The organism is Actinomadura syzygii, assembly GCF_008085905.1.
GTDB lineage: Bacteria > Actinomycetota > Actinomycetes > Streptosporangiales > Streptosporangiaceae > Spirillospora > Spirillospora syzygii.
In genome coordinates, this window is record NZ_VSFF01000011.1 from 260,499 (window position 1) to 275,707 (window position 15,209).

Consider the following 15,209-nt stretch of genomic DNA (forward strand, 5'->3'; position numbering starts at 1 on the left):
CGCCGCCGCGCCGCGCCGTCCCCGCCGGGGACGGCGCGGCGCGGCGTTTTTCCCCGGCCCCGGCGACCCGTCCCCGCTACGCTCGTGGACGCACGCAATCACGTACCGTGCCGATCGGGGGATCGATGAGCGAGCAGGGCAGGGGGCCGCGGACTCCCGCGGACGACCGGACGCGCACCGAGGCCAGGGAGCGGCGGCGGCGCCTGCTGGTGGTCGTCCTCGGCGGGGTCGCCGCGGCGGCGGTCGCGGTCGCGGTGGTCGTCGTGGCCGTCGGCCGCCACGACGGGGACGGAACGCTGGAGAGCAGCTACGACGGCCCGCTGGCGCCGACGGCGCGGGAGCAGTACGGCGCCGTCGCGATGGCGCGGCCCGGCGTCGCGACGCCCGTCCTCGACCTGTACGAGGACTTCCAGTGCCCCGCCTGCCGGGCGCTGGAGCGGCGGATCGGCGGGACGCTCAAGCAGCTCGCCGCCGAGGGCCGGGCCAGGGTCGTCTACCGGCCGTTCCAGCTCTTCCAGCAGGAGCCGCTGATGTCGAACTCGCGGCGGGCGGCGAACGCCGCCGCCTGCTTCCCGGCCGGCGCGTGGGTGCGCTACCACGACAAGCTCTACGGCGAGCAGCCGCCGGAGGGCGACGTCGGCTTCCGCAACCAGGACCTCATCGCCTGGGGGAGGCGGCTCGGCGCCACCGGCCCCGAGTTCGCCGACTGCGTCGACCGCTCCCGGCAGATCGACCAGGTCGAGAAGGCGAGCTCCCAGGCCGGGCGGGCGGGCGTCGACGCCACCCCGTTCCTCGCGCTGAACGGCAGGAGGGTCGACGACGACGTCCTCGGCTCGCCGGACGAGCTGCGCAAGGCCGTCGCGGCGGTCGGCGGGGGGCGCCGCGCCCCCGGCGGCGCCCGCGCCACGGGAGTGGCGACAGGCCGCCACCAGGCGCGCCCGTAGAGATCGCGGCGCACCGCGCCGGGTAGGGGTACCCTCATCGGTCATGCACCCGCTGGCATACATCCCGAGTCCCTCGCAGGGCGTCTGGCACCTCGGGCCCATCCCGATCCGCGCCTACGCCGTCATGATCATCCTTGGCATCGTCGTCGCGGTCTGGCTGGGCGAACGGCGCTGGGCCGCGCGGGGCGGCACGCCGGGCGTGGTCATCGACGTCGCCGTGTGGGCGGTGCCGTTCGGCCTCGTCGGCGGGCGCCTCTACCACGTCCTCACCGACTACCAGCGCTACTTCGGGTCCGACGGCGACCCAGTCAGGGCGCTGGAGATCTGGCGGGGCGGCCTCGGCGTCTGGGGCGCGATCGGGCTCGGCGCGGTCGGCGCGATCATCGGCTGCCGGCGGCGCGGGATCTCCACGCTGGCGCTCGCCGACGCGGTCGCGCCGGGGATCGTCCTCGCGCAGGGCATCGGCCGCTGGGGCAACTACTGGAACCAGGAGCTGTACGGCCGCCCGCTGGACGCCTTCTGGGCCATCAAGATCGATGAGAACCACCGCCCGGTGCTGGACGGCGGGCCCGCGCTCGACCCGAAGTACGCCGACGTCGCGACCTACCACCCGACGTTCCTGTACGAGTTCCTGTGGTGCCTCGGCGTCGCGGTCCTGGTGATCTGGGCCGAGCGCCGCTACAAGCTGACGCACGGCCGCGCGTTCGCGCTGTACGTCGCCGCCTACACGGTCGGACGCGGCTGGATCGAGGCGCTGCGCATCGACGAGGCCCACCACGTCCTCGGCCTGCGGCTCAACGACTGGACGTCGCTCATCCTGCTGCTCGGCGCGATCGGCTACATCTACTGGGCGCGCAACAGGGACGAGCCGCTGAACGTCGTCGTCGCGATGGCGGAGGGCGCCTCCGACGGCCCGTCCGGTGATGCTCCCGCCGACGCCGAGCCGGACACCTCCGAGGACGCGGTAGACCTCGCGAAGGAGCCCGAGTCCAAGGACGAGAGCGGGGACGAGGACGGGGACGGGGACGAGGGCGGGGACGACCGGCCCGCTGAGGACGCCGCTGCCGAGACCGAGGACCCCGGCGACGAGACCGCCGCCGCGTCCGACGAAGATGGGGACGAGCCGAACGCCGCCGACGCCGAGACCGCGGCGGCCGACCCCGAGGCCGAGGCGGCCGAGGAGCCCAAGAAGGCCGAGCCCGTCACGGACGGGAAGTAGGTCCGAGAGCACCGGTGCGGAGGAGATGACCAGCGGGAGGACGGGCGCGCCGCCGGAGCGCCATCACCAGCACCGCGACGTCACCGGCGGCTGGCTGCGTCCGGCCGTGTTCGGCGCGATGGACGGCCTGGTCTCCAACTTCGCGCTGATCGCCGGCATCGCGGGCGGACAGGCGTCGGCGAAGGTCGTCCTGCTGGCGGGGCTCGCGGGCCTCGCCGCCGGGGCGTTCTCGATGGCGGCGGGGGAGTACATCTCGGTCGCGTCGCAGTCGGAGCTGGCGGAGGCGGAGATCGAGGTCGAGCGGCGGGAGCTCGCCCGGCATCCGGCGGCCGAGGAGCGGGAGCTGGCCGGGGTGTTCGAGGCGCGCGGCGTCGACCCGGAGACGGCGGCGGAGGTCGCGCGGCAGCTCTCCCGCGACCCGGACGAGGCCCTCCAGGTCCACACCCGGGAGGAGCTCGGCGTGACGCCGGGCGACCTGCCGTCCCCGCTGCTCGCGGCGGGCTCGTCGTTCCTGTCGTTCGCGGTCGGGGCGCTGCTGCCGGTGCTGCCGTACCTGCTCGGCGCGTCCAGCCTGTGGCCCGCGGCGGGGATCGCCGGGCTCGGCCTGTTCACGGCGGGCGCGCTGGTGTCGAAGGTGACGACCCGCGCCTGGTGGTTCGGCGGGACGCGGCAGCTCCTGTTCGGCGCGGCCGCCGCCGCGATCACCTACGGCGTGGGCGCCCTCATCGGAACCGGCTGACCCCGCCGCCGGCCGGGGCCGGTGGAAACTGGATGAAACGCCCTTTTGGCCACGCGGCGGCACCCGGGCCGCTAAGCTCCGGGACGTGATCGAGGCTCGTGACACAGGCTCCCCCGAAGCCGGGCCCGAGGGCCGCGGAAAGGACTTCTGGCCGGACGAGAAGCCAGGCCGCCGCCGCCCCGCCCCGAAGCTCCTGTTCGGCGCGGCCGCCGCGCTGGTCGTGCTGATCGCCGCCGTGGCGGCGGTCGTCGTGCTGACCGGCGGCGGCGACGACGAGGCCGCCCCGCGGAAGGTGACCCCGGTCGCCTACACGCCGGACTACAACGGCGAGGGGTTCAAGGCGATCGCGAACCGGACCGCGGACGCCCGCGCGATCACCGAGGGCGAGGCGTTCGCCGCGAAGGACCTGAAGTCCGGCTCGTACGTCTTCACGCTCGCCGCGAAGGACCTCGCGTCCGACTGCAAGACCGCGACCTGGGGCGCCCGGTTGCAGGGCGACCTCGCGAAGCTCGGCTGCACGCAGGTCGTCCGGGCCGCGTACGTGAGCGCCGACAAGAAGTACACCGGCCAGTTCATCGTGATCAACATGGCGGGCCAGGAGGGCGTCGAGCAGGTCCTGCGCGACCTCGACCCGCAGACCGACGCGGGCTGGGTACTGCCGCTGAAGATGCCGGGCGTCCCCGCGTTCGGGGCCGGGTTCAGCGCCGCCTACGCCAAGACCTACGGCCACTACGCGGTGATCACGGCGGTGGAGCGGACCGGCGGGAAGCGCCCCGACTCGCTGAACGAGATGATCGACGTGAGCCTGGTCATCGAGAACGCGGCCGACTTCCTGTACGGGCGGATGGACCTCGCCTCCACCGGAAGGCCGGGCCAGTGACGGACGCGACAGTGACGGATGCGACAGTGGCGCGCGGGACAGTCATGAGGGGGCGCGCGGGCGTGTCACCTCTCGCCGGGCAGTAGTCTCCCCGGTCGTGGACCCCGACGAACCCCGCCGCGGCGGCGGCCCCCGGCGGACGCCGCCGTCGAGCCGCGCGGGCCGCGGCCGCCCCGCCGCCCGCCGGACGAGCGCGGGCGGTCCGCGCCGGACCGGCGCGTCCCGCCGCCCGGCGCCGCGTCCCGGCCGTCCCGTCCCGCCGCCGCGCCCGCCCTACGAGGACGAACCGCAGTACAACGAGCCGCAGTACGGCGAGCAGCATTACGAGGGGCCGCCGCACGACGACGCCGTGGCCCCGCCTCCCGGCCCCGGCCGGAAGCCGAAGGGGCGCAAGCGGCGCGGCGCGAAACCGGCCGCCGCACGGCGACCGCCCGGGAAGAGTGGGAAGGGCGGGTTCGGCCCGAAGCTGTACTTCGGCGCGGCGGCGGCGCTGGCCGTGCTCGTGCTGCTCGGCCTGGCCGCCGTCACGGTCCTGGACGGCGGCGCCGCCCACCCCCGCGACACCTCCGCCGCGAAGATCGGGAAGCCCGCCGGGAACGGCCTGTCGCCCGACTCCTACTCCAGCTCCCCGTCGTCCGCCGCGTACGCGGGCATCGTGTCGCGGAGCGCCGATCCGAAGCCGCTGACGATCGAGGAGGCGTTCCCGGCCTCGGCCGCGGCGCTGTCGGTCCCGGACGGCGACGTCAAGGTGAAGCTGCGCGCCAAGCGCCTGGACGCCGACTGCGCCGCCGCCGCGTGGGGCGCGACCGTGGTGGAGACGCTCGGCAAGGGCGGCTGCACGCAGGCGGCGCGCGGGATCTACGCGGGCCCGAAGGGCGGCTACGGCCTCGCCGTCGCGGTGTTCAACCTGGCCGGGTCGGCGGACGCGGACCGGTTCGTCGCGACGCTGGAGCACACGATCGGCGCGGGGTTCGTCCGGCCGCTGGAGGCGCCCGCGCCGCTGGACGGGTTCGGGCGCGGCTTCGGCATGGCCCGCGGGCTCGCCATGGGCCACTTCGCCGTGGTCACGTGGGCGCAGCGGCTGGACGGCACGGGCGACGAGAAGGACGCGGCGCTGCTGTCCCTCCTCATCGAGGGCGGCAAGGCCCCGGCGGTGCTCGGCCGTGCGGCGCGCACCACTCAGTAGCGACTTCCCGACGAGGGTCAAGGTTTCCGGCAAGTAACGTAAAGAGGGCCATAAACCTCGGCTCCCGGTGATGATTTTCACCGAGGTCAGGGCACTTCCTTCCAAGATCGGACGGCTACGCTGGTCTAAACCATTGTGAGATGACCCGGGTCGATCTGCGCGGAGAAGTTTCGCGATCCGGTCAGGTCGGGCATGTTCCCGACAGTGATGTAATGTCATCTCACCGCAGCAGGGCCAACGTCGTCCCGAGCCTGCACTGACACAGAAGCAGTGACGACACGACGACGACGGGAGGGTTGATGGCTGCTGCTGCCCTCACACCTGCTGCCCGCACTCCGGACGCGGTAGGCCGCGCGCGCCCCCAGGGCCTGTACGACCCCGCCAACGAGCACGACGCCTGCGGTGTCGGCATGGTCGCCGACATGCGCGGACGCAAGAGCCACGACATCGTGCAGAAGGCCCTGACGGTCCTGAAGAACCTCGACCACCGCGGGGCGGTCGGCGCCGAGCCCGACGACGGCGACGGCGTCGGCATCCTCGTCCAGATCCCGGACGCCTTCTTCCGCGAGGTCTGCGACTTCCCGCTCCCCGAGCCCGGCGCGTACGCCGCGGGCATCGCGTTCCTTCCGTCCGACGGCGACGAGCGCGCCGCCGTGACCGCGCACGTCGAGGCGCTCTGCGCGGACGAGGGCCTCACCGTCCTCGGCTGGCGCGAGCTGCCGCACGACCCGGGCTTCACCGGCCCCGCCGCGCGCCGCGTCATGCCGCACTTCGCGCAGCTGTTCGTCGCCCCGGCGGCGGGCGGCCCGCACGACGGCAGGACGGGCCTGGAGCTGGACCGTGCCGTGTTCTGCATGCGCGAACGCGCCGAGCAGGACGTCGCGGTCTACTTCCCGAGCCTGTCCAGCCGGACGATCGTCTACAAGGGGATGCTGACGACCCCGCAACTGGAGCCGTTCTTCCCCGACCTGTCCGACCGCCGGTTCAGCAGCGCGATCGCGCTCGTCCACTCGCGGTTCTCGACCAACACGTTCCCGGCCTGGGAGCTGGCCCACCCGTACCGGTTCATCGCGCACAACGGCGAGATCAACACGGTGAAGGGCAACCGGAACTGGATGCGGGCCCGCGAGGCGCTGCTGAAGTCCGACCTGATCCCGGGCGAGCTGTCCCGGATCTACCCGGTGATCGACATCGAGGCCAGCGACACCGCCTCGTTCGACGAGTGCCTGGAGCTGCTGCACCTCGGCGGCCGCTCGCTGCCGCACGCCGTGCTGATGATGATCCCGGAGGCGTGGGAGAACCACGCCGAGATGGACGCCGAGCGCCGCGCGTTCTACGAGTTCCACTCCACGCTCATGGAGGCGTGGGACGGCCCCGCCAGCGTCAGCTTCACCGACGGGACCGTCGTCGGCGCCGTCCTCGACCGGAACGGGCTGCGCCCCGGCCGGTACTGGGTGACCGCCGACGGCCTGGTGGTGCTCGCCAGCGAGGCGGGCGTGCTCGACATCCCGGCCGCGGACGTCGTCCGGAAGGGGCGGCTGCAGCCCGGCAAGATCTTCCTGGTGGACACGGCCGCCGGGCGGATCGTCGAGGACGACGAGGTCAAGGCCGAGCTGGCCGCCGAGCACCCGTACGGCGAGTGGCTGCACGAGGGCCTCGTCCGGTTCGAGGAGCTGCCGCACCGCGAGCGGGAGATCCCGACCCACGAGACGCTGGTCCGGCGGCAGCAGACGTTCGGGTACACGCTCGAAGAGCAGCGGATCATCCTGTCGCCGATGGCGAAGAGCGGCGCGGAGCCGATCGGGTCGATGGGCACCGACACCCCGATCGCCGTCCTGTCGGAGCGGCCGCGGCTGCTGTTCGACTACTTCAAGCAACTGTTCGCGCAGGTCACGAACCCGCCGCTGGACGCGATCCGCGAGGAGCTCGTCACCTCGCTGCAGTCCACGCTCGGGCCCGAGGGCAACCTCCTGGAGCCGGGCCCCGACTCGTGCCGGCGGCTCGTCCTGCCGACCCCGATCCTGGACAACGACGAACTCTCCAAGATCATCCACATCGACGACGAGGGGTCGCTGCCGCACCTGCACGCGCACGTCGTCCACGGCCTGTACGAGGTCGCGGGCGGGGGAGCGGCGCTGGAGGCGCGGCTCGCGGAGATCAACGCCGAGGTGAGCCGGGCCATCGACGGCGGCGCGCGGATCATCGTGCTGTCCGACCGGGGCGCGGACGCCGCGCGGGCCGCGGTCCCGGCGCTGCTGCTGACCGGGTCCGTCCACCACCACCTGATCCGGGAGAAGACCCGGACGCGGGTCGGGCTCGTGATCGAGACCGGCGAGGCCCGCGAGTGCCACCACATGGCGCTGCTCATCGGGTACGGCGCGTCCGCGATCAACCCCTACCTCGCGATCGAGACCGTCGAGGACCTCGTCCGCGGCGGCGTGATCGAGGGCGTGGACGCCGCCGCGGCCGTACGGAACCTCGTCAAGGCGTACGGCAAGGGCGTCCTGAAGGTCATGTCGAAGATGGGCGTGTCGACGGTCGCGTCCTACACCGGCGCGCAGATCTTCGAGGCGATCGGGCTCGGCGCGGACGTCGTGGACCGCTGCTTCACCGGCACCACGTCCCGGCTCGGCGGCGTCGGCTTCGACGTGCTGGCCCGCGAGGTCGCCCGCCGGCACGCGCACGCCTACCCGCCCGGCGGCAACGACCTCGCCCACCGGACCCTCCAGGTCGGCGGCGAGTACCAGTGGCGCCGCGAGGGCGAGCCGCACCTGTTCGACCCGGAGACGGTGTTCAAGCTCCAGCACGCCACCCGCACCCGCCGCTACGAGATCTTCAAGGAGTACACGGCGCGGGTCGACTCGCAGGCCGAGCGGCTGATGACCCTGCGCGGCCTGTTCCGGCTCCGCGACGGCGAGCGGCGGCCCGTCCCGATCGACGAGGTCGAGCCGGTGTCGGAGATCGTCAAGCGGTTCTCCACCGGCGCGATGTCCTACGGCTCCATCTCCGCCGAGGCGCACGAGACCCTCGCGATCGCGATGAACCGGCTCGGCGCCAAGTCCAACACCGGCGAGGGCGGCGAGGACCCGATCCGCTTCGCCCCGGACCCGAACGGCGACCTGCGGCGCAGCGCGATCAAGCAGGTGGCGTCCGGACGGTTCGGCGTGACGTCGGAGTACCTCACCAACTCCGACGACATCCAGATCAAGATGGCGCAGGGCGCGAAGCCCGGCGAAGGCGGCCAGCTGCCCGGCCACAAGGTGTACCCGTGGATCGCCAAGACCCGGCACTCCACGCCCGGCGTCGGCCTCATCTCGCCGCCGCCGCACCACGACATCTACTCCATCGAGGACCTCGCGCAGCTCATCCACGACCTGAAGAACGCCAACCCGGCGGCGCGGGTGCACGTCAAGCTCGTCGCCGAGGTCGGCGTCGGGACGGTCGCGGCCGGCGTGTCCAAGGCGCACGCCGACGTCGTGCTGATCTCCGGCCACGACGGCGGGACCGGCGCGTCCCCGCTGACCTCGCTGAAGCACGCGGGCGCGCCGTGGGAGCTCGGCCTCGCCGAGACGCAGCAGACGCTGCTGCTCAACGGGCTGCGCGACCGGATCGTCGTGCAGACCGACGGGCAGATGAAGACCGGCCGGGACGTCGTCGTCGCCGCGCTGCTCGGCGCGGAGGAGTACGGCTTCGCGACCGCGCCGCTCGTCGTGTCGGGCTGCGTGATGATGCGGGTCTGCCACCTCGACACCTGCCCCGTCGGCGTCGCCACCCAGAACCCGGTCCTGCGGGAGCGGTTCGCCGGGAAGCCCGAGTTCGTCGTGAACTTCTTCGAGTTCATCGCCGAGGAGGTCCGCGAGCACCTCGCGGCCCTCGGGTTCCGGTCGCTGGACGAGGCGATCGGCCACGTCGAGATGATCGACGCGCGGCGGGCCGTCGAGCACTGGAAGGCCGCCGGGCTCGACCTCACGCCGGTCCTGCACCGGCCGGACGTCCCGGACGGCGCGGCGCTGCGCCGGACCACCGTCCAGGACCACGGGCTGGAGAAGGCCCTCGACAACACGCTGATCCAGCTCTCCGAGGGAGCGGTCTCCTTCGGGGACGCGGTCACGCTGGAGCTGCCGATCCGCAACGTCAACCGGACGGTCGGCACCATGCTCGGCCACGAGGTCACCAAGCGGCACGGCGGGAACGGCCTGCCGGACGACACCATCGACGTGACCTTCACCGGCTCGGCGGGGAACTCGTTCGGCGCGTTCGTCCCGCGCGGCGTCACGCTGCGGCTGGTCGGCGACGCCAACGACTACGTCGGCAAGGGCCTGTCCGGCGGGCGGCTGACGCTGCGTCCGCCGGCCGACGCCGGGTTCGCCGCCGAGGAGCAGATCATCGGCGGCAACGTGATCCTCTACGGGGCCACGTCCGGCGAGCTGTTCGCGCGCGGCGTCGTGGGCGAGCGGTTCTGCGTCCGCAACTCCGGTGCGACCGCCGTGGTGGAGGGCGTCGGCGACCACGCCTGCGAGTACATGACCGGCGGCCGCGCGGTCGTCCTCGGCCGGACCGGGCGCAACCTCGCGGCCGGGATGTCCGGCGGCATCGCCTACGTCCTCGACCTGGTGCCCGAGCGGGTCAACGGCGAGATGGTGACCCTGGAGCCGCTCGACGACGCCGACCTGGAGTTCGTCCGGACGCTCGTCGGCCGGCACCACGCCGAGACCGGCTCGGCGGTCGCCCGCCGCCTGCTGGACGACTGGGACGCCGCCGCGGCCCGCTTCACCAAGATCATGCCGCGGGACTACCGGCGCGTCCTCGACGCCATGGCGCGGGCCGAGGCCGAGGGACGCGACGTCGACGAGGCCGTCATGGCCGCCGCGCAGAGCTGAGAGGGGGACTTCCCGAACATGGCCGACCCGAAGGGTTTCCTCACCGTCCGGCGGGAGCTCCCGAAGCGCCGCCCGGTCGACGTCCGCATCCGGAGCTGGTCCGAGGTCTACGAGGACTTCGGCAACGACCGGCTGGAGAAGCAGGCGAGCCGCTGCATGGACTGCGGCATCCCGTTCTGCCACCAGGGCTGCCCGCTCGGCAACCTCATCCCCGAGTGGAACGACCTCGTCTACCGGCACGACTGGCGGGAGGCGATCGAGCGGCTGCACGCCACGAACAACTTCCCGGAGTTCACCGGGAGGCTGTGCCCCGCCCCGTGCGAGAGCGCCTGCGTCCTCGGCATCAACCAGGACCCGGTGACCATCAAGCGGGTCGAGGTCGAGATCATCGACCGGGCGTTCGCCGAGGGCTGGGTCGTACCGCGCCCGCCCGCCGTGAAGACCGGGAAGAAGGTCGCGGTCGTCGGCTCCGGGCCCGCGGGCCTTGCCGCCGCGCAGCAGCTCACCCGCGCCGGGCACGACGTCACCGTCTACGAGCGCGCCGACCGGATCGGCGGCCTGCTCCGCTACGGCATCCCCGAGTTCAAGATGGAGAAGCGGCACCTCGACCGGCGCCTCGACCAGATGCGCGCCGAAGGCACCGTCTTCAAGACCTCGGTGGACGTGGGCGTGGACGTCACCGCCGACGAGCTGCGCGCCGAGCACGACGCCGTCGTCCTCGCGGGCGGCGCGACCGCGTGGCGCGACCTGCCCGTCCCCGGACGCGACCTCAAGGGCGTCTACCAGGCGATGGAGTACCTGCCGCCGTCCAACCGGGCGCAGGAGGGCGACTTCGAGGAGTCGCCGATCTCGGCAAAGGGCAAGCACGTCGTCGTCATCGGCGGCGGCGACACCGGCGCCGACTGCATCGGCACGGCGATCCGGCAGGGCGCCGCGTCCGTCACGCAGCTGGAGATCATGCCGCGGCCGCCGGAGGCGCGTCCGGACGCCCAGCCGTGGCCGACCTACCCGATGCTGTTCAAGGTCGAGAGCGCCCACGAGGAGCTCGCCGACCTCGGCGGCGACCGCGTCTACGCCGTGTCCACCACCGAGTTCGCCGGGGACGCGGACGGCAACGTCCGGGCCCTGCGGCTCGTGGAGGTCGGCGGCCCCGAGACCCGGTTCCAGCCGGTCGAGGGCACCGAGCGGGAGATCCCCGCCGAGCTCGTCACCCTCGCGATGGGCTTCCTCGGCCCGCAGCGCGAGGGCCTCCTCGACCAGCTCGGCGTGGACCTCGACCAGCGCGGCAACGTGTCCCGCGACGGCGACTACAAGACGTCCGTGGACGGCGTCTTCGCCGCGGGCGACATGGGCCGCGGCCAGTCGCTGATCGTCTGGGCCATCGCCGAGGGCCGCGCCGCCGCCCACGGCGTGGACGCCTACCTCAACGGCCGCACGGACCTGCCGTACCCCATTCCGCCCACGGCCCGGCCTCTTTAGCCCAGGGGGGCGACCCCCTGGAACCCCCGTTGCTCGCGAGGGGCCGTGTTTGCCCAGGGGGGCGACCCCCTGGAACCCCCGTCACTCGCGAGGGTCCGTTTCCCGAGTCCGCGTTCGCGGCTCGGGAAACGGCCCCTCGCTCGGCGGTTCGTGCGGCCTCCGGCGCTGGGGCGCCTCCGGCCGCACGAACCGTGGCCCCGGGTCAGGTTCGATGCCAGGGTCCTTTCGTCGGTGCCATGTGTCAGCATCGGGGGATGGGAAGCGGGGTGTCGGTGCAGGACACCGAGGTGCTGCGGCGGATGCGGGTGGCGCGGGACGCCATGGACCGCGACTGGGGCGAGCCGCTGGACGTGGCCGCCGTCGCCGCCCGCGCGGGCTACTCGCCGTACCATTTCGTCCGGCTGTTCGGGGAGGTGTACGGGGAGACGCCCGGACGGTACCTCGCGCGGCGGCGCATCGAGCGCGCCCAGGACCTGCTGCGCACCGCGAACCTCACCGTCACCGAGATCTGCATGCTGGTCGGCTTCACGAGCCTCGGCACGTTCTGCACGCGGTTCAAGCGGCAGGTGGGCATGACGCCGACCGAGTTCCGCAGGCGCGCCCGGTCCGGTGGCGCGTCGGCCATTCCGGGCTGCTTCGTGCTGCTCTGGGCCGGTGGCTTCAGCGGGGAGTGACCGCTTCGCAATTATCGAGAAGCCCGCAGGTCCGGGGGCCTCCTAGCGTGGAAGCGGTTCGCAGACGCATCGACTGGGAGGCGCTGAAATGATCACGAGACTGGGGCTCGCCACCGTGTGGGTCCTCGACCAGGACTCGGCCATCGAGTTCTTCACCGGGAAGCTCGGCCTGGAGCTGCGCGACGACATGACGCTCGGCGAGGGCGGCATGCGCTGGGTCACCGTCGGCGCGAAGGACCAGCCGGAGCTGAGCCTCGCGCTCATGGTCCCCGGCCCGCCGACCATGGACCCCGAGTCCGCCGAGCGGATGCGGGCGCTCATCGCGAAGGGCGTCCTCGGCGCCGGGGCGTTCAACACCGACGACTGCCAGGCCGACTACGAGCGGCTCTCCGCCGCGGGCGTCGAGTTCGTCCAGAAGCCGGAGAAGCGGCCCTACGGCGTCGAGGCCGTGTTCCGCGACGACTCGGGCTGCTGGTACAGCCTCACGCAGCCGTTCGAGGAACTGGACGAGAGCCTCGGCTGGGACCACTGCTCGGCCTGACGGCTGCTCAGCCGCGGACGCCGGGGGCCAGTTCGTGCAGGACGTCCACGAGGAGTTCCACGTCGGCCTTCGTCGTCCGCCAGTTCACCAGGGCGGGGCGGAACACCGTCATGCCCCGGTAGGTGCTGGTGCCCGCGAACACGCGGCCGTCCGCGATCAGCGCCTCGCCGAGGCGCGCGTTCAGGTCGTCGAGACGGCTCTCCGAAACGCCCTCCGGGCGGTAACGGAAGCACACGATGCAGAGCTGGACCGGCGCGAGCAGCTCCAGGTCCGGGGACGCCTCGACCAGCTCGCCCAGGTGCCGCGCGACGTCGAGGTGCCGCTCGACCATCTCGCGGTAGCCGTCCCGCCCGTAGGCGCGGAGCGTCGCCCAGATCGGCAGCGCCCGCGCCCGCCGGGACGACTCCGGGCCGAGCATGTTGTAGTTGATCCGCTCGTCGTCCTCGTCCGGCAGGTACGCCGCGCCCCACGCGCCGAACGAGCGGCTCAGCAGCGACCGGTCGCGGACGAACGAGAACCCGCTCTCGTAGGGGACGTTCAGCCACTTGTGCCCGTCCGCCGTCACCGAATCGGCACGTTCCACACCGCGTGCCAGGTGCTCGGTGCGCGGCGACAGCGCGGCGAACATCCCGAACGCGCCGTCCACGTGCAGCCAGGCGCCGTGCCGTTCGGCGAGGTCGGCGAGGTCGTCGATCGGGTCGGAGTCGCCGGTGTTCACCTCGCCCAGGTTCGCCACGATCACCGCGTGGCCGTCCACGCGGGACAGGGCCGCGTCCATCGCGTCGAGGTCGACGCGGCCCGCGTCGTCGCGCGCGAACGTGCGGAGCGTGTCGCGTCCGCAGCCGAGGATCTGCAGCGCCTTCCGGGTGCTGACGTGCACCAGCCCGCTGCTGAACACCGGCATCTGCGGCAGGCCCGCGAGGCCGCGGGACGTGACGTCCACGCCGTAGCCGTCCGCCCACCAGTACCGGGCGCAGGCGAGGCCCGCCACGTGCGCGAGCGTCGCGCTCGGCGTGAGCACGCCGCCGAACTCGGCGGGCAGCCCGAACAGCTCCTTCAGCCAGCGCAGCGCGACGGTCTCCGCGCGGGCCGCGAACGGCGACAGCACCCACAGGCCCGCGCCCTGGTCGAGCAGCGACGTCGTCCAGTCGCCCGCCATCGCCGCCGGCGTCGACCCGCCCACCACGAAGTGGAAGCAGCGCGGCCCGGACGAGTGCGTCGCCGCGGCCGTCCCGACGCGCAGCAGCCGCTCCACCGCGGCGACGGACCCGTCGCCCTCGGCGGGAAGGGGGCCGTCCAACTCGTCGAGCAGCGCGTCCCGCGACGGGTCGTGGACCGGACGCTCGGCCAGCCCGCCGAGATACGGCGCCGCCGCCCCCGCCACCAGCGCGAGCGGGTCGCCCGCGACGTCACGTTCGTCCAGTGGATCACTCATGCCGGACAGCAGACCACAAACGTGGTCCGTCCGGAAAACGGCCGTCCGGCAGGGGGCGGACGAACCGATCGTCGTCACGCTTCGCATACCGTCTGCCACTTGTGCACTTCCGGCCCGTCGGCTACCGTCCCGCCAAGGTCCGCGACGCGGCCGCGGTACGGCCCGAGCCCGTCCGAGCGGTGGCGGACCACCCGCTCCCGCACCCCGCACGCGGGACATCGAGGGCCCGGCCACTCACCGCTGGGGTGGTCGGGCCCACCGCGTCATCCGTTTCCTGCGTGTCCGTTTCCTTCGTGTCCGTTTCTTGCAAGACCGGCCGGAAGCGGCCGCCCTAGCGTGGACGGCATGAGAGTCCTGCACGGCACCGGCCTCGACCGCGCCGCCGAGTTCATGCGCCTCAACGGCCGCCTCATCGACCGCCGCCGGTTCGCCCTCCACTTCCGCGGCGGACGCCCCGGACCGGTCGTCGCGGCCCTGCGCGGCTACGAGAACCCGGACGGCGGCTACGGCCACGCCCTCGAACCCGACCTGCGCGGCGAGGCGAGCCAGCCCGTCCCCGCGCAGCACGCCCTCGACGTCCTCCACCAGGCGGGGGCCGACGCCGACCCCGCGGTGGACCGGATCGGCGACTACCTGGCGTCGATCACCGGCGCGGACGGGGGAGCGCCGTTCGTGCTGCCGTCCGTCCGGGACGCGCCGCACGGGCCCTGGTGGCGGGCGGCGGACGAGCCGTCCGGCGCGATCAACCCGACCGGCAGCCTCGCCGGGAGGCTCTACCGGGCGGGCTCCTCGCACCCCTGGACCGGCCCCGCCACCGACTTCTGCTGGCGCCACCTGGAGGACGCCGACATCGAGCCGGGGCCCTACGACGCCCTGTCCATCCTGACCTTCCTCGACCACGTCCCCGACCGCGAGCGGGCCGAGGCCGCCTTCGCCCGCGTCCGCGACGCGCTCGCCGCGCCCGTCTCACTCGACCCGCACGCGGCCGGTGCCCGGCATCTCCCGCTCGACTTCGCGCCGTTCCCCGGCGGGTTCGGGCGGCGGCTGTTCGCGGACGACGTCATCGACGCCCACCTGGACGCGCTGATCGACGCGCAGGACGACGACGGCGGCTGGGACATCGGCTTCCTCGTCTGGACGCCGATCACCCGTCCCGAATGGCGCGGCTTCGTCACCGTCGAGAGCCTCCGGACACTCCGCGCCTACGGAAGGCTCAAGCCCTGACCGGCGCC

At 73.3% G+C, this 15,209-nt stretch carries 11 protein-coding genes; 10 read left to right on the forward strand and 1 reads right to left on the reverse strand.

The features are described 5' to 3' along the window. Positions 1-125 precede the first annotated feature (125 nt). From FXF65_RS29175 to FXF65_RS29215, 9 genes are all read left to right on the forward strand, one after another. The gene (locus FXF65_RS29175) at positions 126-944 is read left to right on the forward strand and encodes a DsbA family protein (RefSeq protein ID WP_148353251.1); all 819 of its coding nucleotides are present in this window, start codon (positions 126-128) and stop codon (positions 942-944) included. 43 nt (positions 945-987) lie between these two features. Beyond that, a complete protein-coding gene (gene lgt, locus FXF65_RS29180) occupies positions 988-2,163 on the forward strand; it encodes a prolipoprotein diacylglyceryl transferase (protein WP_148353252.1) in 1,176 nt (391 codons plus the stop codon). A gap of 25 nt (positions 2,164-2,188) precedes the next feature. Beyond that, positions 2,189-2,902, forward strand: coding sequence for a VIT1/CCC1 transporter family protein (locus tag FXF65_RS29185; RefSeq protein ID WP_148353253.1), 714 nt, complete (start codon positions 2,189-2,191; stop codon positions 2,900-2,902). 85 nt (positions 2,903-2,987) lie between these two features. Then, complete coding sequence (locus FXF65_RS43990; RefSeq protein ID WP_187412542.1) at positions 2,988-3,782, forward strand: hypothetical protein; 795 nt, start codon at positions 2,988-2,990, stop codon at positions 3,780-3,782. Positions 3,783-3,879: 97 nt separating this feature from the next. Next, positions 3,880-4,968, forward strand: coding sequence for a hypothetical protein (locus FXF65_RS29195; protein WP_148353254.1), 1,089 nt, complete (start codon positions 3,880-3,882; stop codon positions 4,966-4,968). Between the two features lie 299 nt (positions 4,969-5,267). Further along, positions 5,268-9,848, forward strand: coding sequence for a glutamate synthase large subunit (gene gltB / locus FXF65_RS29200; protein ID WP_148353255.1), 4,581 nt, complete (start codon positions 5,268-5,270; stop codon positions 9,846-9,848). Positions 9,849-9,866: 18 nt separating this feature from the next. Further along, on the forward strand, positions 9,867-11,327 hold the full coding sequence (locus FXF65_RS29205) for a glutamate synthase subunit beta (RefSeq protein WP_148353256.1): 1,461 nt from the start codon (positions 9,867-9,869) through the stop codon (positions 11,325-11,327). 254 nt (positions 11,328-11,581) lie between these two features. Further along, complete coding sequence (locus FXF65_RS29210) at positions 11,582-12,001, forward strand: helix-turn-helix transcriptional regulator (RefSeq protein ID WP_222868772.1); 420 nt, start codon at positions 11,582-11,584, stop codon at positions 11,999-12,001. An 88-nt stretch (positions 12,002-12,089) separates the two neighbouring features. Next, on the forward strand, positions 12,090-12,542 hold the full coding sequence (locus tag FXF65_RS29215) for a VOC family protein (protein WP_148353257.1): 453 nt from the start codon (positions 12,090-12,092) through the stop codon (positions 12,540-12,542). A gap of 7 nt (positions 12,543-12,549) precedes the next feature. Here the strand turns inward: FXF65_RS29215 and FXF65_RS29220 are convergent, their stop codons facing one another. After that, on the reverse strand, positions 12,550-13,977 hold the full coding sequence (locus FXF65_RS29220; protein WP_148353258.1) for a pyridoxal phosphate-dependent decarboxylase family protein: 1,428 nt from the start codon (positions 13,975-13,977) through the stop codon (positions 12,550-12,552). A gap of 345 nt (positions 13,978-14,322) precedes the next feature. Between FXF65_RS29220 and FXF65_RS29225 the strand changes: the two genes are divergently transcribed. Continuing rightward, on the forward strand, positions 14,323-15,201 hold the full coding sequence (locus FXF65_RS29225; RefSeq protein WP_148353259.1) for a hypothetical protein: 879 nt from the start codon (positions 14,323-14,325) through the stop codon (positions 15,199-15,201). Positions 15,202-15,209: the final 8 nt, after the last annotated feature.

Excerpts from the sequence above, each read along its gene's own strand:
- FXF65_RS29175 (WP_148353251.1), top strand. The coding sequence starts at position 126 with ATGAGCGAGCAGGGCAGGGGGCCGCGGACTCCCGCGGACGACCGGACG.
- lgt (WP_148353252.1), top strand. The coding sequence starts at position 988 with ATGCACCCGCTGGCATACATCCCGAGTCCCTCGCAGGGCGTCTGGCAC.
- FXF65_RS29185 (WP_148353253.1), top strand. The coding sequence starts at position 2,189 with ATGACCAGCGGGAGGACGGGCGCGCCGCCGGAGCGCCATCACCAGCAC.
- gltB (WP_148353255.1), top strand. The coding sequence starts at position 5,268 with ATGGCTGCTGCTGCCCTCACACCTGCTGCCCGCACTCCGGACGCGGTA.
- FXF65_RS29205 (WP_148353256.1), top strand. The coding sequence starts at position 9,867 with ATGGCCGACCCGAAGGGTTTCCTCACCGTCCGGCGGGAGCTCCCGAAG.
- FXF65_RS29210 (WP_222868772.1), top strand. The coding sequence starts at position 11,582 with ATGGGAAGCGGGGTGTCGGTGCAGGACACCGAGGTGCTGCGGCGGATG.
- FXF65_RS29215 (WP_148353257.1), top strand. The coding sequence starts at position 12,090 with ATGATCACGAGACTGGGGCTCGCCACCGTGTGGGTCCTCGACCAGGAC.
- FXF65_RS29220 (WP_148353258.1), bottom strand. The coding sequence starts at position 13,977 with ATGAGTGATCCACTGGACGAACGTGACGTCGCGGGCGACCCGCTCGCG.
- FXF65_RS29225 (WP_148353259.1), top strand. The coding sequence starts at position 14,323 with ATGAGAGTCCTGCACGGCACCGGCCTCGACCGCGCCGCCGAGTTCATG.